This is a genomic window from Pseudarthrobacter sp. NIBRBAC000502772 (genome assembly GCF_006517235.1).
Lineage (GTDB): Bacteria > Actinomycetota > Actinomycetes > Actinomycetales > Micrococcaceae > Arthrobacter.
On the sequence record NZ_CP041188.1, the window covers coordinates 24,831 to 43,939 of the forward strand.

Here is a 19,109-nt window from a genome sequence, read left to right on the forward strand (position 1 = left end):
CGGAGGGGTACCGGGCCAATCTGGCCTGGCACCCCCCCGGTTTTCTACTTGGTTGCCACGTAGGCGGTTACTTCGGCGGACACGCGGATTTCCGCGAGTGTGGGCGCTTCCCACTTTTTCAGATTGTTATCAACATTCATGGTCTTTTTTCCTTTCGGTCTCTGGATGGGTATTTGGGTTGGAATCAGCTGGGCAGGGCGAAGGCGATCAACGCGCTACCGTGGCCCGCGGCGCTCATTGCGGGGATGATGCCTTCGAGCCATCCACCCCAGCCCACTGGGACGACGACGTACTGCTTGCCGTCGACGCTGTAGGTCGAGCAGCTGCTGTGATGGCCGCTACCACACTGGAACTCCCACAGCTTTTCACCGGTTCGGGCGTCCAAGGCGACGAACTCACCGGTCGGGGTGCCCGCGAAAACCAGGTCGCCGGCTGTAGCAAGCACGGACGCGGCCATTGGGTAGTCGATGCGCCAGCGCCACTTCTCCTCGCCGTAGCTGTCGAACGCGCTGACTGACCCGGCCATGTCGTCGATGTCCACCTGAACAGCAGCGCCCCAATAAGGCATGCCCTCCTTGAACTCCCGACGCCGCCGGGTCGCTGTAGCACCCACGTCGGCCACTGGCACGTAGAACAGCTCGGTCTTTTGGCTGTACGCCGCGTGCGTCCACTCCTTCGCACCGGCCGGGCCGGGGAAGAAATGGACCGGCTCGCCCTCCTTGTCCGGGTACTTCCGGGCAGTCACCTTCCCATCTCGAGTGATGACACCCCAGTCGATACGGTCCACGAAGGGAGTGACCTGCTGCAGCTCACCGTTGGTGCGGTCCAGCACGAAGAAGTAGCCGTTCTTGTCGAAGTGACCCAGCAACTTCTTGCCATCCCGCTCGAACAGGGTCATCTCCATCGTGGAGTCGTAGTCCCACAGGTCGTGCGGAGTGAACTGGTAGTGCCACTTAATCTCGCCTGAGTCGACGTCCAGCGCGACAACGCTGTCCGTGTAGAGGTTGTCTCCCTCGCGAATCCCGCCGTCGAAATCGGGTGCCGGGTTGCCGGTGCCCGCGTAGTACAGGTTTAGCTCCGGGTCATAAGTCCCGGTAACCCAGTGGTTTCCGCCACCGCGCTGCCAGGCCTCACCGTCAGCGGGCCAGGTCTCCGAGCCTGGTTCGCCAGGCTTGGGCACGGTGTAAGTGCGCCAGCGCTGCTCGCCGGTCTCCAAGTCCCAGGCGTCGATGTGGCCACGCACACCGAACTCGCCGCCGGCGCTGCCAGTGATGAGCATGTCTTTGATTACCAACGGAGCGAGCGAGGCACTCTCACCCGCGCGCACGTCGCCGATGGTCTTCTGCCACACCGTTTCGCCGTTGGTTGCGTCCAACGCCAGCAGCTGGGCGTTCGGAGTCACGAAGTAGACTTTCCCATTGGCCACCGCGCAACCTCGGTTGACATTGCTGCAACAGAGCGAAACATCGAAGGGCACCGCATGCTTATAGCGCCAGAGCTCCTTGCCCGTGACCGCGTCGACAGCCCAGAACCAGCCGTCCCAGCCGGTGACGTACATGACGCCATCCACGATCAATGGGCAGGCCTCGAATGCGTAGGTCGACCCACCTGCTATCTGACCAGCCTGCCCGGCCTGGAAGATCCAGGCAGGGCTGAGCTTGCTCACGTTCTCAGTGTTGATCTGGTCCAGCAGGCTGTACCGCTGCCCGTCATAGGCACCGTAGTACGTGAGCCAGTTCTGCGATTCCGAACGCGCATTCAGGAGGCGTTCGTAGTCGATGTTGTTCGTCACCGCGGGCGCGGTACCGGGCACGGCGCTCAGTGCGCTGTGGTCGATCGCCTCGCCGGCGTCTATATATTCGACTGTCATCGGAATAATTCCTTTCTATGGGCGGGGCTGGTTGGGTCGATCCAGCCGGGCTTCTGGGGGCACTTCGCCCTTCACAACGATTGCGGCGGTCAGACCGCGGCCCTCGTCGTTGCCTGCCGGTGAGCTGTACCAGTAGTAACCCGGGCCATCCAGGTTGATCGTCGCCCGGCCCTTCGAGTGGTTCAGCAACCCGAGGAACTTCGGGCCGCCATTATTGGGCAACAGGCAGGCGTGCGTGTTCGTGTCATCGTTAATGACCGTCAGTTCAAGTTCACCGCCGTGCGGCAGGACCAGGATCGCTGGTTCCCAGCAGCACTCGTCTTCCTTGATCCGGATCGTCGCCTCCATCGTGCCGTCAGCACGTTCGGTCGCCTCAGCGATGGAGCCGGTCCCCAACACTCGACCCATGGTCGCCTTGTTCTGTCCGTCCAAGCCAAACTTCGCCAGCAGATCAGACCGATTTTCAGTAGTCGGCACTTCTTCAATGGTCGGTACTTCTTCAGTAGTCGTCGTCACTGGACATCACCTCCTCGTGAAATCACATACGAATTACGCAAACTTCCTGCGTAACAGCTTGCTCATCCGAGCCAGCTGAGAGATAACCGTATGCCTACCCGTACCCGACAACCAGACACAACCGCTGGACCCCCACACCATGCCGTTCACCGGCCTCAACGCGCCGCTCGTCACGAGATCCAGATCACACCGCCCGACACGCGACAGCGAGAAGCCACAGACACGAAGCGCACGGCGAGTGCCTGAATTGCGGCGGATCCTCGGCCTGATGCGGCCGGGCGGTGTCTGGCTGGCAGGGCGGCCGCGGACATCCTTGGGGATGAGATTGACCATGGGTGAACCCAAGGCCGCCGGCGCCTGGCCCCGCGGACGAGTACGGGACGTTCCACGCGCCGTACTACCTAAACAGGTAGGTTTAGCCATCCATAGTTAGCGTTTCACCTACCCGCGAATGATAGGAGGATGGATGCCAGGCCCCACTCTTTTTGGAAAGGCAGCCCGATGCGACAAACTCCAGATTCTTGTCTTGATACGTGGATGGGCCGGGAGGCCCTCGCCGAGGCCATGATTCCGGTGATCGGCCGGCTGTACCGCGAGAACAACGTGGTGACCAGCATTCACGGCCGCAGCCTGACCAACTACTCCACCATGAACATCCTCAAGGCACACCGCTTCGCGCGCCGGATCAGTAAGGACGAGCTGCTCCTTGAAGAGACTGCCCCGCTGCTGAACACATTGGCGCAGCTGCAGCTCGGCTCGGCCTCGATCGACATCGCCCGCCTGAACCAAAAATTTAAGGAAAAGGGCAATGGTGTCACCCTGGAGAAATTCCTCCGCGGCGAACTCGCCGAGCTCGTCGGCAAACGCGGCACCGATAACCACACCAGCACCGACGTCGTGCTGTACGGCTTCGGCCGGATCGGCCGCCTGCTGGCGCGCCTTCTCATCGAAAAGGCTGGCGGCGGCCACGGCCTGCGCCTGCGCGCCATCGTGGTGCGCCGCGGCTCGGACAAGGACCTCACCAAGCGCGCCAGCCTGCTGCGCCGCGACTCGGTCCACGGCTCCTTCGAGGGAACCATCCGCGTGGACGAGGACGCCAACACCATCACCGCGAACGGCGTCCAGGTCCAGGTCATCTACTCGGACAACCCCGCCACGATCGACTACACCGCGTACGGCATCCACAACGCCCTGGTGGTGGACAACACAGGCCGCTGGCGCGACGCTGAGGGCCTGTCCCAGCACCTGCAGAGCAAGGGCGTTGCCCGCGTTCTCCTGACTGCCCCGGGTAAGGGCGCGCTGAAGAACATCGTGCACGGTATTAACCACGGCACCATCGAGGACACGGACCAGATCGTGTCCGCGGCGTCCTGCACCACCAACGCCATCACCCCGGTCCTGAAGGCTATCAACGACAGGTTCGGCGTGATCCACGGCCACGTGGAGACCGTCCACTCCTTCACCAACGACCAGAACCTGATCGACAACTTCCACAAGGGCGACCGCCGCGGCCGCTCCGCCGCGCTGAACATGGTCATCACCGAAACCGGAGCGGCCACTGCCGTGGCGAAGGCACTGCCCGAACTTCAGGGCAAGCTCACCGGCAGCTCAATCCGCGTCCCCACGCCGGACGTCTCGCTGGCGATCCTGAACCTGAGCCTGGAGAACGGGACCACCAAGGATGAAATCAACAACTTCCTCCGGGAAATGTCACTGCACTCGAACCTGCGCAAGCAGATCGACTACGTTGACTCCCCCGAGGTTGTTTCCACGGACTTCGTCGGTTCCCGTCGCGCAGGAATTGTTGATGGCCTGGCCACCATCTCCAACGAAAAGAACCTCGTCCTCTACGTCTGGTACGACAACGAGTTCGGATACAGCTGCCAGGTAGTCCGGGTCATGGAAGAGATGGCGGGCCTGAAGCGGCCATTCTTCCCTGCCACGGATGTTGTTCAGGAGGCCATGTCGGTCCTTGCCGCCCTGGGATAGATTCAACCGCTGCCTAATTGAGCCGCGGCCACCACCACTAGCCCGCCGCCTTGCGGCGAGTTACAGCAGAAAGGTAAATCCAATGGGCGAACCGTACCAGCCCACATCTCCGGTCATAGACGTCTTGGAAGGCCGCATTTTTGATTTCCCATGCCGTCGTCTTCCCAATTGGGTGGCGAAGGACTTGGGGAGATCCACGAGGGGATCAAAAGGTTCTTTGTGATTTTTGGGTCCTGATCTCGAGAACTGTGCCGTGTCAGACCTTGGGATACGAGCGCAAAAAGTGGCGGTGCCTGAAATCCAGCCTCGCACCGCTTGCTTCCGAAACTCTGTCGTACTTCGCAACTCCCACGCACTTCCAGGAGAGCTCCGTGTGACGCTCTGCCTGTAAACCCTCTCCTATGATTTGAGCCGAGACATGAAAATTGGAATTCTTACCAGCGGCGGCGATTGCCCCGGACTGAACGCGGTTATCCGCGGTGCCGTGTTGAAGGGCATTGCCATCCACGGCCACGAATTCGTGGGGTTCCTGGACGGCTGGCGGGGCGTCGTCGAAGGCGACATCATCGACATCCCCCGCATCATGGTTCGTGGCATCGCCAAGCAGGGTGGCACCATCCTCGGGACGTCCCGGACCAACCCCTTCGAAAACGGCGGCGGGCCGGAAGTTATCAAGGCCCACATGGACCGCCTCGGCATCGACGCGATCATCGCGATCGGCGGCGAAGGAACACTGGCTGCCGCCAAACGCCTGACCGACGCCGGGCTGAAGATTGTGGGCGTCCCGAAGACTGTGGATAACGACCTTGACGCCACGGATTACACCTTCGGTTTCGACACGGCGGTGCAGATCGCCACCGAGGCCATTGACCGGCTCCGGACCACGGGCGAGTCCCACCGCCGCTGCATGATCGCCGAGGTTATGGGCCGCCATGTGGGCTGGATTGCCCTGCACGCCGGCATGGCCGCCGGTGCGCACGCCATCCTGATCCCCGAGCAGAAGGTCAGCGTCGAGCAGATCACCGAGTGGGTCCAGGAAGCCCACACCCGCGGCCGCGCACCGCTGATTGTGGTGGCCGAGGGCTTTGTTCCGGACCACATGGAATCCCCGCACTCCGAGCGCGGCCTGGACACGTTCGGCCGGCCGCGGCTTGGCGGGATCGCGGACCAGCTCGCCCCCGACATTGAAAGCCGCACCGGCATCGAAACCCGCGCCACCGTCCTGGGCCACATCCAGCGCGGCGGCGTTCCGTCAGCTTTCGACAGGGTCCTGGCCACCCGCCTGGGCATGGCCGCGATCGACTCTGTAGTCGAGGGCCTCTGGGGCACCATGGTTGCCCTGAAAGGCACGGAAATCGAACAAGTGGGCTTCCGGGAGGCCCTGGGCCAGCTCAAGACCGTTCCGCAGAAGCGCTACGACGAAGCCGCCGTCCTGTTCGGCTGAGCTGCCCGCCTCCGACCAAACAGTCTGGGAAGTCCCTGGAGGGTTCCGTCAGGAACCACGGCAGCTGTGGCGGCAAAGGCAACGAGTCACGCTGCTGCCAATCCGGGCCGCATGAGCAGCGATCAGCGTCCGCCAAGCCGGCGGCGCCCGCTTTTAGGCGGCGAGGAGTGTGGGCTCGGTGCCCACCGGGTTCTTGCGGAACTCGTCGGACATAACTAGAACGTCTTGCCGAGGGAGCCGAGCTGGCGGGCGGCCTCGACGATGCGGACAGCCATGCCGGCTTCGGCGGAGGCGCCCCAGACGCGGGGGTCGTAGGTCTTTTTGTTGCCCATTTCGCCGTCGATCTTCAGGACGCCGTCGTAGTTGGCGAGCATGTGCCCGGCCACCGGACGGGTGAAGGCGTACTGGGTGTCGGTGTCGACGTTCATCTTGATCACGCCGTAGGAAACGGCGTCAGCGATTTCCTGGTCACTGGAGCCGGAACCGCCGTGGAACACGAGGTCGAACGGGTTTTCCTTGCCGATCTTCGCGCCCACCTCGGCCTGGATGTCCTCGAGAATCTCCGGGCGCAGCTTCACACCGCCGGGCTTGTACACACCGTGGACGTTGCCGAAGGTCAGGGCCGTGATGTAGCGGCCGTTCTCGCCGGCGCCGAGGGCCTCGATCGTGGCCAGGGCGTCCTCGACCGTTGTGTAGAGCTTCTCGTTGATTTCGTTCTCAACGCCGTCTTCCTCGCCGCCCACGATGCCGATTTCAACTTCGAGGATCATCTTCGCAGCGGCGGCACGCGCCAGCAGTTCGCGCGCGATGCGCAGGTTGTCTTCGAGGGTCTCGTGCGAGCCGTCCCACATGTGCGAGTTGAAGATCGGGTTCCGGCCGGCCTTGACCTCGGCCTCCGACGCCGCCAGCAGCGGCAGGACAAAACCGTCCAGCTGGTCCTTGGGGCAGTGGTCGGTGTGCAGCGCGATGTTGACGTTGTGGTTCTTGGCCACTTCGCGGGCAAAAGCGGCGAAGCCGAGCGAACCGGCAACCATGTCCTTGACCGACGCGTCGGACCAGTACGCCGCGCCACCGGTGGAAACCTGAATGATGCCATCGGACTCAGCCTCGGCGAACCCGCGGATGGCTGCATTCAGGGTCTGCGACGACGTCACGTTGACCGCCGGGAACGCAAAGCCTCCGGCCTTGGCGCGATCGATCATCTCGGAGTAGATCTCTGGGGTTGCAATGGGCATGGTGACTCCTATGCTGGAGTTCGTCTATGGGCTCTTCCCTGCTGGTCAGGGCATTTCTCGCCTTCCGTTGCGATCCTCAACCGAACCGGAAGGCGGCTTCTTCATTGGGTTAGGGGAAGGTGCCTGAGATTGGCGTGCAGCGGGACAAACTGCCCGAGGTGAGATTACCAATCCTCAACCGCACCGATTCCCCTCGTGAAGCGACGAGCTACTCGGCAACCTCGCCGGTGGTTTCAAAGGTGGCGATCTTGCCGATGCGGCGTTCGTGGCGTTCGGCGTTGGTGAATGGTTCGGTGAGGAATGCCTCGATCAATTCGGTAGCCTCCTCGACGGTGTGCTGGCGTCCCCCGACTGCGACCACGTTGGCGTCGTTGTGTTGGCGGGCCAGCTTGGCCGTGTCCAGGTTCCATGCCAGAGCGGCGCGCACGCCCTCGACCTTGTTCGCGGCGATCTGCTCGCCGTTGCCCGAGCCGCCCAGCACTATCCCGAGGGCGTCCACGCCAGCGGTCTGGTCGGCCACGACGGCGGACGCGGCCTTGATACAGAATGCCGGGTAGTCGTCCTCGGCATCGTAGGCCGCCGGCCCGTGGTCTACCATCTCGTAGCCTTTAGCTGACAGTGCGGTGATGAGATGGGAGCTGAGCTCCATGCCGGCGTGGTCGGTTGCGATGTGAACGCGCATTTGTGGTCCTTCAGACTGGTTGGCGTACAGAGTTATTGGGGTGAAGGCGAGGTTATTGGGGCGAAGGCGAGCTGGGCGTTCGCGCGCAGCGACTCGATGGCGTCCGCAGGCGACGGCCTGCCGTACACGGCGGATCCGGCCACAAAGACGTTGGCACCGGCCTCCGCGGCGCGCGTGATGGTTTCCTCCGTGATACCGCCGTCCACCTGGATGGCCACGTCCACCCCCGAACCCTCGACCGCCGCGCGGGCACGGCGGATCTTGGGCAACATGACATCCAGGAATGCCTGGCCGCCAAAGCCCGGCTCCACCGTCATGATCAAGAGCAGGTCCAGTTCCGGGAGCATGTCCAGGTACGGTTCCACCGGGGTGGCCGGGCGCAGTGCCATGCCCGCCTTGGCCCCGCGTGCGCGAAGTTCACGGGCGAGTTTGATCGGGGCCTCGGACGCCTCGACGTGGAACGTCACCGAGCTCAGGCCGGCGTCGGCGAACTGCGGCGCCCAGCGGTCCACATTGGAAATCATCAGGTGGGCGTCCAACGGCACGGGGCTGACCCTTTGCAGCCGTTCCACGACGGGCAGGCCGATGGTCAGATTCGGAACGAAGTGGTTGTCCATGACGTCCACGTGCACGGCATCGGCGTTGCTGATGCGGGCCAGCTCGGCCTCAAGGTTGACGAAGTCGGCCGAGAGGATGCTGGGGTTGATACAGCAATTCAGGGGTGAAACGGGCATGGTGTCTGCCTTTCGGTGGCGGTCAGAGCTCAGTGGGCTAGGAAGACTTCCGTGCAGCGGCAAGGGCACCTTCGACGTCGGCCAGTAGTTCCTTCCAGCTGGCCACGAACTTGTCCAGGCCTTCGGATTCGAGGAGGGCAACCACCTCGTTGTAGGAGATGCCCAGGGCGTCCAGTGCGTACAGCACGGCCTTGGACTCGGCATAGGCGCCGGAGATCGTGTCGCCGGTGACGACGCCGTGGTCGAAGGTGGCGTCGAGCGTTTTTTCGGGCATGGTGTTGACCACACCGGCGGCGGCGAGTCCGGTGACGTAGAGGGTGTCGGAGTAGGCCGGGTCCTTGACGCCGGTGGAGGCCCACAGGGGACGCTGCGGGAGTGCGCCGGCTTCAGCCAGGACTGCCCAGCGTTCGGTGGAGAAGAGCTCCTCGTAGACCTGGTAGGCGAGGCGGGCGTTGGCGACGCCGGCCTTGCCCTTGAGGGCCTTGGCTGCGTCGGTGCCGATGGCGTCGAGGCGCTTGTCGATTTCGGAATCAACACGCGAGACGAAGAACGAGGCGACCGAGTGGATCTTGGACAGGTCGTGGCCGTTTTCCTTGGCCTGCTCCAGTCCGGCCTGGAAGGCGTTGATGACGGCGCGGTAGCGCTCAAGCGAGAAGATCAGGGTCACGTTGACGCTGATGCCTTCGGCCAGGGTTGCCGAGATAGCCGCGAGGCCTTCGAGAGTTGCCGGGATTTTTATGAGGACGTTGTCCTTGTCAACCTTCTTGTAGAGGTTCTTGGCCTCAGCGATGGTTCCTTCGGTGTCCCAGGCCAGACGGGGGTCGACCTCGATGGAGACACGGCCGTCCACGCCGCTGCTGGCGGTTGCAATCGGGGCGAAGAGGTCGCAGGCGTCGGCGACGTCGGTGGTGGTGATCTCGAAGATTGTCTCCTCGACGCCGGTGCCCTGCGCGGCAAGTTCGGCAATCTTTGCATCGTAGTCAGAGCCGGATGTAATCGCGGCCTGGAAGATGGACGGGTTGGTGGTCACGCCGACGACGTTCTTTTCGTCGATGAGCTTCTGCAGGCTGCCGCTGGCGAGTCGCTCGCGGGAGAGGTCGTCCAGCCAGATGGACACACCGGCGTCGGACAGCTGTGCGGTGGGGGTTGCGTTGGTCATGGCGTCTGCTTCCTTCGAAAATCATGAATAGTTGAGAGCTTGCGCCGGCGCCGCGGGACGCTTGTTAGCCGTCCCGCGGCGCCGGCTGCAGTGCAGTTGAGAGGGTTAGTTTCTTGTGGCGGCGAGGGAGTCCTTAGCGGCGGCAGCGACAGCCTCCGCGGTAATGCCGAACTCCTGGAAAAGGCGCTTGTAGTCGGCGGAAGCGCCATAGTGCTCGAGGCTGACGGAACGGCCTGCGTCGCCGACGAATTCCCTCCAGCCTAGGGCCAGCCCGGCCTCTACCGAGACGCGGGCCTTGACTGCAGCGGGAAGCACGGACTCGCGGTAGGCGGCGTCCTGCTTGTTGAACCACTCGACGCACGGCATGGAGACAACGCGGGTACCGATGCCTTCGGCCTGAAGGGCTTCGCGGGCCTGGACGGCGAGCTGGACCTCGGAGCCGGTGCCGATCAGGATGACCTGGGCGTCAACGGTCCTGCCGTTCCTGGATGCCTCGGCCAACACGTAGCCGCCCTTGGCCACACCGGCCGGGGAAGCAAAGGTGTCACCCTCGGCCGTACCCTCGCCGCGGGCGAAAGTCGGGACGTTCTGACGGGTCAGAATGATGCCGGCCGGGTTCTCGTGGTTTTCCAGCATGGTCTTCCACGCTATGCCCACTTCATTCGCGTCACCGGGGCGGACTACGTCCAGGCCCACGACGGCGCGCAGGGTGGCGAGCTGTTCCACCGGCTGATGCGTGGGGCCGTCCTCGCCCAGGCCGATGGAGTCATGCGACCACACATAGATGGACGGGACGCCCATCAAGGCGGAGAGGCGGATGGCCGGGCGCTGGTAGTCGCTGAAGATCAGGAACGTGCCTGAGAACGCGCGGGTCCGGCCGTGCAGCGAGATGCCGTTCACGATCGAGGCCGCAGCGTGCTCCCGGATACCGAAGTGCAGGACCCGGCCGTACGGGTTGCCTTTCCACGTATCCGTGGAGCGGGAAGCCGGGATGAACGACGGTGATCCCTCAATGGTGGTGTTGTTGGACTCGGCAAGGTCGGCCGAACCGCCCCAGAGTTCCGGCATGACCGGGCCGAGGGCGTTCAGGACCTTCCCGGACGCTGCACGGGTGGAGACGTCCTTGCCTGCTTCGAAGACGGGCAGGACGGCGTCGAGTCCGGCCGGAAGCTTTTTGGCCTCGATCCGCTCCAACAAGGCGGCGCCCTCGGGGTTGGCTGACTGCCAGGCGTTGAAGGACCCATCCCATTCCTTGCGGGCCGCGGCCCCGCGGTCCACTACCGAGCGGGCGTGTGCCAGGACTTCCTGGTTCACCTCGAAGGACTTGGCAGGATCGAAGCCCAGGGCGGACTTCACGCCTGCGACCTCTTCGGCGCCCAGTGCGGAACCGTGGATCTTGCCCGTGTTCTGCTTTTTCGGCGCCGGGTACCCGATGATGGTACGCAGCGAGATGATGGACGGCTTGGACGTCTCTGCCTTCGCTGCCAGGAGTGCGCTGTAGAGCTCCTGGACGTCTTCGACGTATTCGCCCGTCTCGGTCCAGTCAACGCGCTGGGTGTGCCAGCCGTAGGCCTCGTAACGCTTCAGGACATCCTCGGTGAAGGAGATGTCGGTGTCGTCCTCGATGGAGATGTGGTTCTCATCGTAGACAACTACAAGGTTGCCCAGTTCCTGGTGCCCGGCCAGTGAGGAAGCCTCGGCCGTGACGCCTTCCTGGATATCCCCGTCGGAAGCGATGACCCAGATGGTGTGGTCGAACGGGGACGTGCCCTCGGCAGCGTCGGCATCGAACAGTCCGCGCATCCGGCGCTGTGAGTAGGCGAAGCCCACTGAGGAGGCCAGCCCCTGGCCGAGCGGGCCGGTGGTGATCTCCACACCCGCGGTGTGCTTGTACTCAGGGTGGCCGGGGGTCAGCGAATCCCAGGTTCGCAACGCCTTAAGGTCGTCCAGCTCCAGACCGTAGCCGGACAGGAACAGCTGGATGTAAAGGGTCAGGGAGGAGTGGCCGGGGGACAGGATGAAACGGTCGCGTCCCAGCCAGTCCGGGTCGCGGGGGTCGTGGCGCATCAGCTTCTGGAAAAGAAGGTAGGCGGCCGGCGCCAGACTCATCGCCGTGCCGGGGTGGCCGTTACCGACCTTCTCCACAGCATCCGCGGCCAGGACACGGGCCGTGTCCACCGCGCGCTGGTCCTCGGACGTCCAGTTGAGTGTTTCTGATTCAGTGGTGCTGATCAAGGCACGCGTCGCATTTGCTGTCGGATTCACGATTTAATCTCCTTTGATTCGGTCATCGGCCTGTGGGCGGCCGCACGGATGCTTCTGGTTGATATCCATCGTCTCTAACCAAACGGGCAGGTGTAACACTGTTTTCTGACGGTTCTTACTACCCTTTAGGGTTGGCTGGGCGCCTCCGCCCCGGTATGCTGGCCGGATGAGCGCAGCTGCTGACCAACCCCTGAATGAATCTGCTATGCCACTTCCAGACCCGCAGTGGCCACTTTTGGAGAGCGTGGCAGCATTGGCCGATGCCCCCCTGGGCCAGATTGCGGAGCGGCTCCGTGATGCAACGCTCCCCCATCTGGGAAGCAGCGCGCTCGTCATCTTCACCGAAGACTGCACGGGGCGGCCGCAGAAGAAGGCGGGCGCGGAAGAAATCATTTCCCGGGTCTCCATCGCCGAACTGGACACGCTTCGCGGCGCCCTTTCGGATCAGACACCTTGGTTCGGGGAAGCCGAGCTCGCCGGCCGCCCCCGCCCCGTACTCGCCCTAAAACACGCCTCCAGCCAGGCCCTCCTCGTCCTCACGGATCCTCACCCGGCCGATCCAGGGCACAACGCCGAGCTGGACTTGGTGACGTATTTGTGGCACCTTGCTGCCCGGCGGATCCAGGAGAAAGTGGCCGATGCGCCGCCGTCGTATCTGCTGGAATCGCGGGCGGCCTCAGCTGAACGCGTACGCGTGACGGCGGAACTGACCGATCTGCACTCCACGACCCTGGAGACCCTCCTCGCAGCCCTGCGCTCATCCTCTCTGGAGGATGCAGCGGCACGCACCACTGTCACTGACCTCACCGCCAAGGCCTTGGTCCGGCTGCGCACTCTCAGCGACCGCACGACGGACCTGGTGGAAGAGCCCGTCGCCACAGCCTTCGAGCGACTGCGCGAGGACCTGCGACCGCTCACGCGATTCAGCGGCATCGAGGTCGAATTCATCGAACCTCCCCTGAATGGAAGGGCCCTGCCCGGCGAAGTTGCCCACGCGGCACGAGCCATCGTCCGAGGACTGGTACTGGCCATGACGGAACAACCCGACGTCAGCAGAATACGGACGCAGTGGGACTGCGACGGCGAAAACCTCCTGATCAACGTACGCGACGACGGCCGCGGTAAGCTCGCCGCCGACGCGCCGAGCATCGCCCGCCTGGACCGCCGGGTCCAAGCGCTCACCGGACAGCTGCGGATCGACGTCATGCCAGGCTGGGGTGCAGACGTCTTCGTCACCCTCCCGTTGGACCTGCCGGCACGCCCGGCCGGGGATGTCGCCGGATGGGACCTTGCCGCCCGGGAACTCGAAGTGCTCCAGCACCTTGTCGCCGGAGAACGCAACCGCACCATCGCCTTAAAGCTGGGCATCAGCGAGAATACGGTCAAGTTCCATGTGCGGAACCTGTTCAGGAAGCTCGAGGTCGGCTCACGCACCGAGGCCATCGCCCTGGCACACAGCCACGGACTCCGGTGACAGCGTACCCTGTCTCATAGCACTCGGGCCGGAAGACGGACTAGAGAGCGCCAGCGGGGCCGGCCCCGGAATCGGGAAGGACACTCGGGGACGGGTTGTGTCGGGACAAGGTGGTCCGGGATCCTAGGCCGCTCCCTGATGACCGCCGGTTCGCTGAGCCTGCCCGGCCAGTACTCCGTTTCCCGGAGAGTTCGGCGAGGAGTGCTCGGCCCAGGACTCGGCCCCGACCGTGCGGAGGGTGTTTTCCTCGGCCACGGCCGTGGCCTCATTCTCGCAGAACCCGGCCGCTTTGCGCTTGGTGGCGGATTCCGGTGGAGAGGTTCAGTGGCGACCTTGTTCGCTTCTTCACTGGGCCTCTTCACTGGGCCAGCTGCGCCAGGGTCTCCCGCTCCGCACCAATGGTGGTGCTGTTGCCATGGCCTGTGCGGACCACGGTTTTGGCCGGCAGCGGAAGCAGCCGATCTCGGATGGAGGTCAGGATCGTGGGGTAGTCGCTGTAGGAGCGTCCTGTCGCTCCCGGGCCACCATTAAAGAGGGTATCGCCGGTGAAGATCGTTCCCTCGCTTTCGAGGTAGAAGCAGGTGGAGCCCGGGGAATGGCCCGGGGTGTGGATGGCCAACAGCGCGGTGCCGCCCACCTCGAACACGTCACCGTCCCCGTGATACCGGTCCGGTTCAGTATCAGGGTAGACCTGCTTCCAGAGGACCAGGTCCTCCGGGTTCAGGACGAGCGGGGCGCCGACAGCGCCCGCGACCTGCCGCGCCGCGCCGATGTGATCGTTGTGCGCGTGGGTCAGCAGAATCGCCAGGACCTTCCGGCCGCGGACCTGGTTGATGATCGCCTCGGCGTCATGCGGGCAGTCGATGATCACGCATTCATCGTCGTTGCCCACGATCCAGACGTTGTTGTCCACGTCCCAGGTGCCGCCGTCGAGTGCAAACGTTCCCGAGGTGATCAGGTTTTCGATGGTGACTGTCATGAGAGCTCCTTCTGGGACTGTACTTCGACGATCGGGCACAGGACTTTTTCCTCGTACATCTTGGTAAAGACTTCCGCCACGTCGCCAGTGGTGATGCGCTCGGTCACGAAGGTGTCCAGGTCCAGCACACTGATCCGGCAGGGGTGTTCGCGGCTGGCCTCGTTGGCGGCCTCGATCGTTTCTTCCTCGAGCCCGGACCGGGTCACGACCACGAGGGTCAGGACCCGGCCCAGGGCAATCACGCCGCCCTGCTCGCGCAGGGACATGATTTTCTTGGAGATCTTCGAGGTAGTGGTGTCCGGCAAATCTACAATCATGGCCTTCTCCAGGTTCGTCCGTCGCGGGCCAGCAGTTCATCCGCCGAGGCAGGGCCCCAGCTGCCGGGAGCGTAAGGCTCCGGCTGCTCAGCCAAACCGGCCCAGTAATCTTCAAAGGGGTCCAGGATCTTCCAGGACAGCTCCACCTCCGCGTGCCGCGGGAACAGCGGCGGCTCGCCCAAAAGCACATCAAGGATCAGCCGCTCGTACGCTTCGGGGCTGGACTCGGTGAAGGAGTGCCCGTAACCAAAGTCCATGGTCACGTCCCGGACTTCCATCTGCGTGCCCGGGACCTTAGACCCGAACCGGATCGTCGCACCCTCATCGGGCTGGACCCGGATCACCACCGCGTTCTGGCCGAAGTCATCCTCCCCATGGTCACGGAAGAGCAGGTTCGGGGCGCGTTTGAACACCACCGCGATCTCCGTCACCCGCCGGCCCAGGCGCTTGCCGGCGCGCAGGTAGAACGGCACACCGGCCCAGCGGCGGGTATGGATATCCACCCGGATCGCCGCGAACGTCTCGGTCTTCGAATCGGCCGGGATACCCTCTTCCTCCAGGTAGCCCTGGACCTGTTCCCCGCCCTGCCAGCCGCCGGCGAACTGCCCGCGCGCCGAATGAGTGGACAAATCCTCCGGGAGTTTCACCGCGGCGAGGACCTTTTCCTTCTCCGCCCGCAGATCATCGGCGTTGAAGGAAATGGGCTCCTCCATCGCCGTCAACGCCAGCAGCTGCAGCAGGTGGTTCTGGATCACGTCGCGGGCAGCGCCCACACCGTCGTAATACCCGGCACGGCCGCCCGTGCCGATGTCCTCGGCCATCGTGATCTGGACATGGTCCACGTAATTCGCGTTCCACAACGGCTCGAACAACTGGTTCGCGAAACGCAACGCCAGGATGTTCTGGACCGTTTCCTTACCCAGGTAGTGGTCGATCCGGAACACCGCATCCGGCGGGAACACCGACTCCACAATGTCGTTCAGCTGCCGGGCCGACTCCAGGTCATGCCCGAACGGCTTCTCGATCACCACCCGCCGCCACTTCTCACCCTCAGCCTGCGCGAGCCCATGCTTGGAGAGCTGCCGGCAGACCTGCTCAAACGCCTTCGGCGGGATCGAGAGATAGAACGCGTGATTACCCCGCGTTCCGCGGACCTCATCAAGCCCCGCGATCGTGTCACCCAACCGCTCAAACGAATCATCGTCGTCGAACTCGCCCTGGACAAAACGGACACCCTCAGCGAGCTGGTTCCACACCGCCTCATCAAACGGCGTCCGCGAATACGCCTTCACCGAAGACTTCACCTCGGCAGCGAACTCCGCATCCGACCACGGACGGCCGCCGAAACCCACCAACGCGAAACTCGGCGGCAACAACCCCCGGTTCGCCAGGTCATACACGGCCGGCATGAGCTTCTTACGGGCAAGATCCCCGGCCACCCCGAAGAGCACCAACGAGGACGGACCGGCAATCCGATTCAAACGACGGTCACGCGGATCCCGGAGCGGGTTATGCTCGGACCTCACACTCGAATCAACGTAAATAACAGACATTCTTGCCTTCTAACTGTCGACAGGCAGTGCGCCCGTCGACCGTCGGTCACGAGAGTATCTGCTCGCGGGTCTCCCCAAAGGGAACCGTGTCGCTGAGCGCGAGCGTGTACCGGCCAGGATGATGGCGGGTGACCAGGATGCCGGCAAAGCTTTGGGGCATCGCTACTTGCCGGAGCATGGCCTCTGCATCGTCGAGCAACTCGTAAAGTCGACCAGGCTCGGTAACGAGGACTTCCAATTGCTCGGGGGCCTGACTATGCATGATGAACAGCTTCCTTCCAAAGGATTTGAGTCCCCCGATGTGTCAACCCCTCATCCTTGAGGGGTGGTGGTGCTTCTTAGATCGAATACAGTACGACGGGATCATCACGAACAAACAGACGGCGGCAGCCTGTGCAGTTCTCGATGACCCATATCAGTCCGCCGTCGTCGGCGCCGTCATCCACATAGGCTGCGTAGAGGAACGAATCGATGGACCAGACTTCAACGCAGTCCCCGTGCTGAAGGGAACCCCACTCCAGGACAGGCTGCTGGTCGGGGCATATGCGAGTTCCCCCGGACGGTCCCACTGTTTGTTGATTCATGTCTTATGTCTTTCCCCCGAACATGTACTGCCCGCGGTGACGTTCTCCGCGGGCAGTACAGGTAGGGAATTCCGCGGATGCGGGTCCCCTGAAGTTGCAGGGGCTGAACCCCGGAGGTGTCGTCCCGCAGCTTTACGGGTGTGGGACGACACCGTCACTCGGATGGTTAGACGATGGCAGCGCGGAGCTGCTTCGCTGCCAGTGCCGGGTCGGCCGCGCTGTAGATGCCGCCTCCGACGACGGCTACGTCAGCGCCGGCCTTCTGGACTGATTCGATGGTGGCGAGCTTCACGCCGCCTGCGACGGAGAACGGAACGCGCGCTTCTGCTCCGGCGCGGAGCAGTCCGGTCAGGTCGAAGCCGGGCAGGGCCTGCTCGTCGAGTCCGGCGTGCATCTCTACGAACTTGGCACCCAGGGCGCGGGCTTCCTTGGCGCGGGTGACCTTGTCCGCCACGCCGATGAGGTCAACGACGATGCCCTTGTTGTGGGCCTTGGCTGCCTTGACTGCGCCGGCGATGGTGGAGTCGTCGGCGGTGCCGAGCACAGTGACCAGGTCGGCGCCGGCCTTGAAAGCGATGTCGGCTTCGAGTTCTCCGGCGTCCATGGTCTTCATGTCAGCGAAGACGATCTTGTCCGGGTGGGCGTTCTTGACGGCGGTGACGGCGGAGAGGCCGGCAGCCTTGATCAAGGGGGTGCCCAGCTCGATGATGTCGACGAACTCGGCGACCTGGCCGGCCAGTTCGAGGGCGGCTTCAGTGGTCAGGACGTCCATAGCAACTTGGAGTTTCATGGTGTTGTTTTCCTTCTGTTGGGAACTGCGGTGGGTGTGGAAAATTGTGGTTCGGTTATTCGAGGTTGGCGTGCCGGAGCCAGAGCTGTTCGGCCGGTTCATCGGTGTTGTCCCACAGAGACTGGAAGAGGGCCTCGGTGGCGAGGAAAAGAACCTGTTCGAAGAGGGACCCGGAGTACTGGCGGGAGACGCTGGAGCCGTGGTCGGTCTTCTGTGCGGCGGGAATGATCACCAGCGCGTCAGCGAAGCCGGCGAGAGGCGAATCCGGGTTGGTGGTGAACGCCGCAATCCGAGCTCCGGCCTTCGCCGCTGTTTCCGCTGCCTTGACCACTCCCGAGGTCGTTCCCGATCCGGAAGCCACCAGGAGCAGGTCACCGGAGCTGATGGCGGGAGTGGTGGTGTCACCGGCGACGTGCACATTCAGGCCCAGGTGCATCAGCCTCATCGCAGCCATCCTCAACACCAGACCACTCCGGCCCGCACCGGCGACGAAAACCCGGCCCGCCCCACCGAGGTGCCCTGCCAGATGGCTTGCCAGGACGGCCATCTGCTCTTCGCTGATGCCTGCGGACGTAACCGCAATCTCGTCCTGGACAAGGGAAAGATTGCGCGTGACGGCATGTGCGCCGGTTGCTGTCGGATTCACGATGTGTTCCCTTCGATGGGTCATCGGCCTGTAGCGGCCGAAAGGATGCTTTCTGGTTGATATCCATCATCCCGAGACGAATGGGCGGGGGTAACACTGTTTTCTGACGGTTCTGACTACACTTAAGGATTAGGCGTCCGTTCCGTCCTCGATACACTGACCGGTTCAGCGCAGCCGCGACGTCGGTGATGGTGCTGAGCTCGTTGATTTTCATGACCAGTTCGACCCGGGTGAAGAGCCGGTCTATGAGGCGGAAGTTGCCGCGGGTAATCCGCGCGACGGCTGCGATGGCTTGAGCGTCCGTGGAGTCTTCCGTCCAGGCCCAGTACGCAGCTCCACCCGTGGAAACCCGCGCAATGCCATCAGAACAGGCCTCAGCGAAACTTTGCATCACCGCGTTAAGGGTCCGTGACGACGTCACGTTCCACCGGCGGGATAGCGAAGCCGCCGCCTTCGCGGTCGATGGGCGGGCTCACCCTACCTGGCAAGTAGTCAGCCGTGGCACCACATGATGATGTCTTCACACGCCCGCCGATTGACGGGGCCCTTTCGGGCCTGCCGAACTGGCGCTACCGTTTGGGAGGCCTCGTCACTATTTACAAGACGCCGACGACGGCGGACGCGCTCGAGCTGATTGCCGCCGTCGGGCGTCTTTCCGAGGAGAAGAACCACCACCCGGACCTTGAACTGCCGCTACAACCGCGTGTTCACGCGGCGTTACCTCGCACGACGCGGGCGGTGAAGTAGGCCGCGTAACATCGCATCCGCGGCAGTCCTCGCCAAGGTGCCGAAGAGGCCGGGCGGCAGCCTGAAGGCCGTGGTGGGGTCGATCGCGACGACCTGTACGGTCAGGCGCCATGCCAAGGGCTGGC

General features: G+C 63.6%; 18 protein-coding genes and 2 pseudogenes. 4 read left to right on the forward strand and 16 right to left on the reverse strand.

The genetic code is table 11. The features are described 5' to 3' along the window. Positions 1-44: 44 nt before the first annotated feature. Genes pqqA through NIBR502772_RS00155 form a run of 3 tightly spaced genes read right to left on the reverse strand, consistent with a single transcriptional unit; the run spans position 45 to position 2,386 of the window. Positions 45-140, reverse strand: a complete 96-nt coding sequence (gene pqqA / locus NIBR502772_RS00145) for a pyrroloquinoline quinone precursor peptide PqqA (protein WP_141138569.1) — start codon at positions 138-140, stop codon at positions 45-47. A 44-nt stretch (positions 141-184) separates the two neighbouring features. Further along, the gene (locus NIBR502772_RS00150) at positions 185-1,870 is read right to left on the reverse strand and encodes a PQQ-dependent dehydrogenase, methanol/ethanol family (protein ID WP_141138582.1); all 1,686 of its coding nucleotides are present in this window, start codon (positions 1,868-1,870) and stop codon (positions 185-187) included. A 15-nt stretch (positions 1,871-1,885) separates the two neighbouring features. Continuing rightward, positions 1,886-2,386: an MSMEG_3727 family PQQ-associated protein gene (locus NIBR502772_RS00155; protein WP_210412354.1), complete on the reverse strand. Its 501-nt coding sequence runs from the start codon at positions 2,384-2,386 to the stop codon at positions 1,886-1,888. A 537-nt stretch (positions 2,387-2,923) separates the two neighbouring features. Between NIBR502772_RS00155 and NIBR502772_RS00160 the strand changes: the two genes are divergently transcribed. After that, entirely contained in the window at positions 2,924-4,375 is a 1,452-nt protein-coding gene (locus tag NIBR502772_RS00160; RefSeq protein ID WP_246848838.1) for a glyceraldehyde-3-phosphate dehydrogenase, read from the forward strand. A 418-nt stretch (positions 4,376-4,793) separates the two neighbouring features. Further along, on the forward strand, positions 4,794-5,819 hold the full coding sequence (locus NIBR502772_RS00165) for an ATP-dependent 6-phosphofructokinase (RefSeq protein ID WP_141138584.1): 1,026 nt from the start codon (positions 4,794-4,796) through the stop codon (positions 5,817-5,819). 215 nt (positions 5,820-6,034) lie between these two features. On the opposite strand, the gene fbaA is transcribed toward NIBR502772_RS00165, so the two are convergent. From fbaA to tkt, 5 genes are all read right to left on the reverse strand, one after another. Further along, a complete protein-coding gene (gene fbaA / locus NIBR502772_RS00170) occupies positions 6,035-7,054 on the reverse strand; it encodes a class II fructose-bisphosphate aldolase (protein WP_141138585.1) in 1,020 nt (339 codons plus the stop codon). A gap of 208 nt (positions 7,055-7,262) precedes the next feature. Next, the gene (locus tag NIBR502772_RS00175; RefSeq protein ID WP_141138586.1) at positions 7,263-7,736 is read right to left on the reverse strand and encodes a ribose-5-phosphate isomerase; all 474 of its coding nucleotides are present in this window, start codon (positions 7,734-7,736) and stop codon (positions 7,263-7,265) included. A gap of 32 nt (positions 7,737-7,768) precedes the next feature. Beyond that, the gene (gene rpe, locus NIBR502772_RS00180) at positions 7,769-8,470 is read right to left on the reverse strand and encodes a ribulose-phosphate 3-epimerase (protein ID WP_141138587.1); all 702 of its coding nucleotides are present in this window, start codon (positions 8,468-8,470) and stop codon (positions 7,769-7,771) included. Between the two features lie 37 nt (positions 8,471-8,507). Further along, the gene (gene tal, locus NIBR502772_RS00185) at positions 8,508-9,629 is read right to left on the reverse strand and encodes a transaldolase (RefSeq protein WP_141138588.1); all 1,122 of its coding nucleotides are present in this window, start codon (positions 9,627-9,629) and stop codon (positions 8,508-8,510) included. A 105-nt stretch (positions 9,630-9,734) separates the two neighbouring features. Next, entirely contained in the window at positions 9,735-11,894 is a 2,160-nt protein-coding gene (gene tkt, locus NIBR502772_RS00190; RefSeq protein WP_246848637.1) for a transketolase, read from the reverse strand. A 205-nt stretch (positions 11,895-12,099) separates the two neighbouring features. On the opposite strand from tkt, the gene NIBR502772_RS00195 reads away from it, so the two are divergent. Next, the gene (locus tag NIBR502772_RS00195) at positions 12,100-13,368 is read left to right on the forward strand and encodes a response regulator transcription factor family protein (RefSeq protein ID WP_141138589.1); all 1,269 of its coding nucleotides are present in this window, start codon (positions 12,100-12,102) and stop codon (positions 13,366-13,368) included. A gap of 358 nt (positions 13,369-13,726) precedes the next feature. On the opposite strand, the gene NIBR502772_RS00205 is transcribed toward NIBR502772_RS00195, so the two are convergent. The 8 genes and pseudogenes from NIBR502772_RS00205 to NIBR502772_RS22655 all read right to left on the reverse strand — a co-directional run. Next, a complete protein-coding gene (locus NIBR502772_RS00205; protein ID WP_141138590.1) occupies positions 13,727-14,347 on the reverse strand; it encodes an MBL fold metallo-hydrolase in 621 nt (206 codons plus the stop codon). 122 nt (positions 14,348-14,469) lie between these two features. Further along, positions 14,470-14,664, reverse strand: a pseudogene (locus tag NIBR502772_RS00210) (OpcA protein); the annotation flags it as partial. Next, entirely contained in the window at positions 14,661-16,217 is a 1,557-nt protein-coding gene (zwf, locus tag NIBR502772_RS00215; protein ID WP_141138591.1) for a glucose-6-phosphate dehydrogenase, read from the reverse strand. The gene zwf and the pseudogene NIBR502772_RS00210, both read right to left, overlap by 4 nt. Before the next feature lie 46 nt (positions 16,218-16,263). Then, positions 16,264-16,479, reverse strand: a complete 216-nt coding sequence (locus NIBR502772_RS00220) for a hypothetical protein (protein ID WP_141138592.1) — start codon at positions 16,477-16,479, stop codon at positions 16,264-16,266. A gap of 76 nt (positions 16,480-16,555) precedes the next feature. After that, entirely contained in the window at positions 16,556-16,801 is a 246-nt protein-coding gene (locus tag NIBR502772_RS00225; RefSeq protein WP_141138593.1) for a hypothetical protein, read from the reverse strand. Positions 16,802-16,967: 166 nt separating this feature from the next. Continuing rightward, positions 16,968-17,591, reverse strand: coding sequence for a 3-hexulose-6-phosphate synthase (hxlA, locus tag NIBR502772_RS00230; RefSeq protein ID WP_141138594.1), 624 nt, complete (start codon positions 17,589-17,591; stop codon positions 16,968-16,970). Between the two features lie 55 nt (positions 17,592-17,646). After that, complete coding sequence (gene hxlB / locus NIBR502772_RS00235; RefSeq protein ID WP_246848638.1) at positions 17,647-18,237, reverse strand: 6-phospho-3-hexuloisomerase; 591 nt, start codon at positions 18,235-18,237, stop codon at positions 17,647-17,649. Between the two features lie 181 nt (positions 18,238-18,418). Next, positions 18,419-18,550 (reverse strand): annotated as a pseudogene (locus tag NIBR502772_RS22655) (ATP-binding protein); the annotation flags it as partial. A gap of 185 nt (positions 18,551-18,735) precedes the next feature. On the opposite strand from NIBR502772_RS22655, the gene NIBR502772_RS00250 reads away from it, so the two are divergent. After that, positions 18,736-18,984, forward strand: coding sequence for a 4a-hydroxytetrahydrobiopterin dehydratase (locus tag NIBR502772_RS00250; RefSeq protein WP_246848639.1), 249 nt, complete (start codon positions 18,736-18,738; stop codon positions 18,982-18,984). Positions 18,985-19,109: the final 125 nt, after the last annotated feature.

What these genes read in the sequence shown, in the direction of transcription:
- pqqA (WP_141138569.1), bottom strand. Translation starts at nt 140, where the DNA reads ATGAATGTTGATAACAATCTGAAAAAGTGGGAAGCGCCCACACTCGCG.
- NIBR502772_RS00150 (WP_141138582.1), bottom strand. Translation starts at nt 1,870, where the DNA reads ATGACAGTCGAATATATAGACGCCGGCGAGGCGATCGACCACAGCGCA.
- NIBR502772_RS00160 (WP_246848838.1), top strand. Translation starts at nt 2,924, where the DNA reads ATGGGCCGGGAGGCCCTCGCCGAGGCCATGATTCCGGTGATCGGCCGG.
- NIBR502772_RS00165 (WP_141138584.1), top strand. Translation starts at nt 4,794, where the DNA reads ATGAAAATTGGAATTCTTACCAGCGGCGGCGATTGCCCCGGACTGAAC.
- fbaA (WP_141138585.1), bottom strand. Translation starts at nt 7,054, where the DNA reads ATGCCCATTGCAACCCCAGAGATCTACTCCGAGATGATCGATCGCGCC.
- NIBR502772_RS00175 (WP_141138586.1), bottom strand. Translation starts at nt 7,736, where the DNA reads ATGCGCGTTCACATCGCAACCGACCACGCCGGCATGGAGCTCAGCTCC.
- rpe (WP_141138587.1), bottom strand. Translation starts at nt 8,470, where the DNA reads ATGCCCGTTTCACCCCTGAATTGCTGTATCAACCCCAGCATCCTCTCG.
- tal (WP_141138588.1), bottom strand. Translation starts at nt 9,629, where the DNA reads ATGACCAACGCAACCCCCACCGCACAGCTGTCCGACGCCGGTGTGTCC.
- NIBR502772_RS00195 (WP_141138589.1), top strand. Translation starts at nt 12,100, where the DNA reads ATGCCACTTCCAGACCCGCAGTGGCCACTTTTGGAGAGCGTGGCAGCA.
- NIBR502772_RS00205 (WP_141138590.1), bottom strand. Translation starts at nt 14,347, where the DNA reads ATGACAGTCACCATCGAAAACCTGATCACCTCGGGAACGTTTGCACTC.
- zwf (WP_141138591.1), bottom strand. Translation starts at nt 16,217, where the DNA reads ATGTCTGTTATTTACGTTGATTCGAGTGTGAGGTCCGAGCATAACCCG.
- NIBR502772_RS00220 (WP_141138592.1), bottom strand. Translation starts at nt 16,479, where the DNA reads ATGCATAGTCAGGCCCCCGAGCAATTGGAAGTCCTCGTTACCGAGCCT.
- NIBR502772_RS00225 (WP_141138593.1), bottom strand. Translation starts at nt 16,801, where the DNA reads ATGAATCAACAAACAGTGGGACCGTCCGGGGGAACTCGCATATGCCCC.
- hxlA (WP_141138594.1), bottom strand. Translation starts at nt 17,591, where the DNA reads ATGAAACTCCAAGTTGCTATGGACGTCCTGACCACTGAAGCCGCCCTC.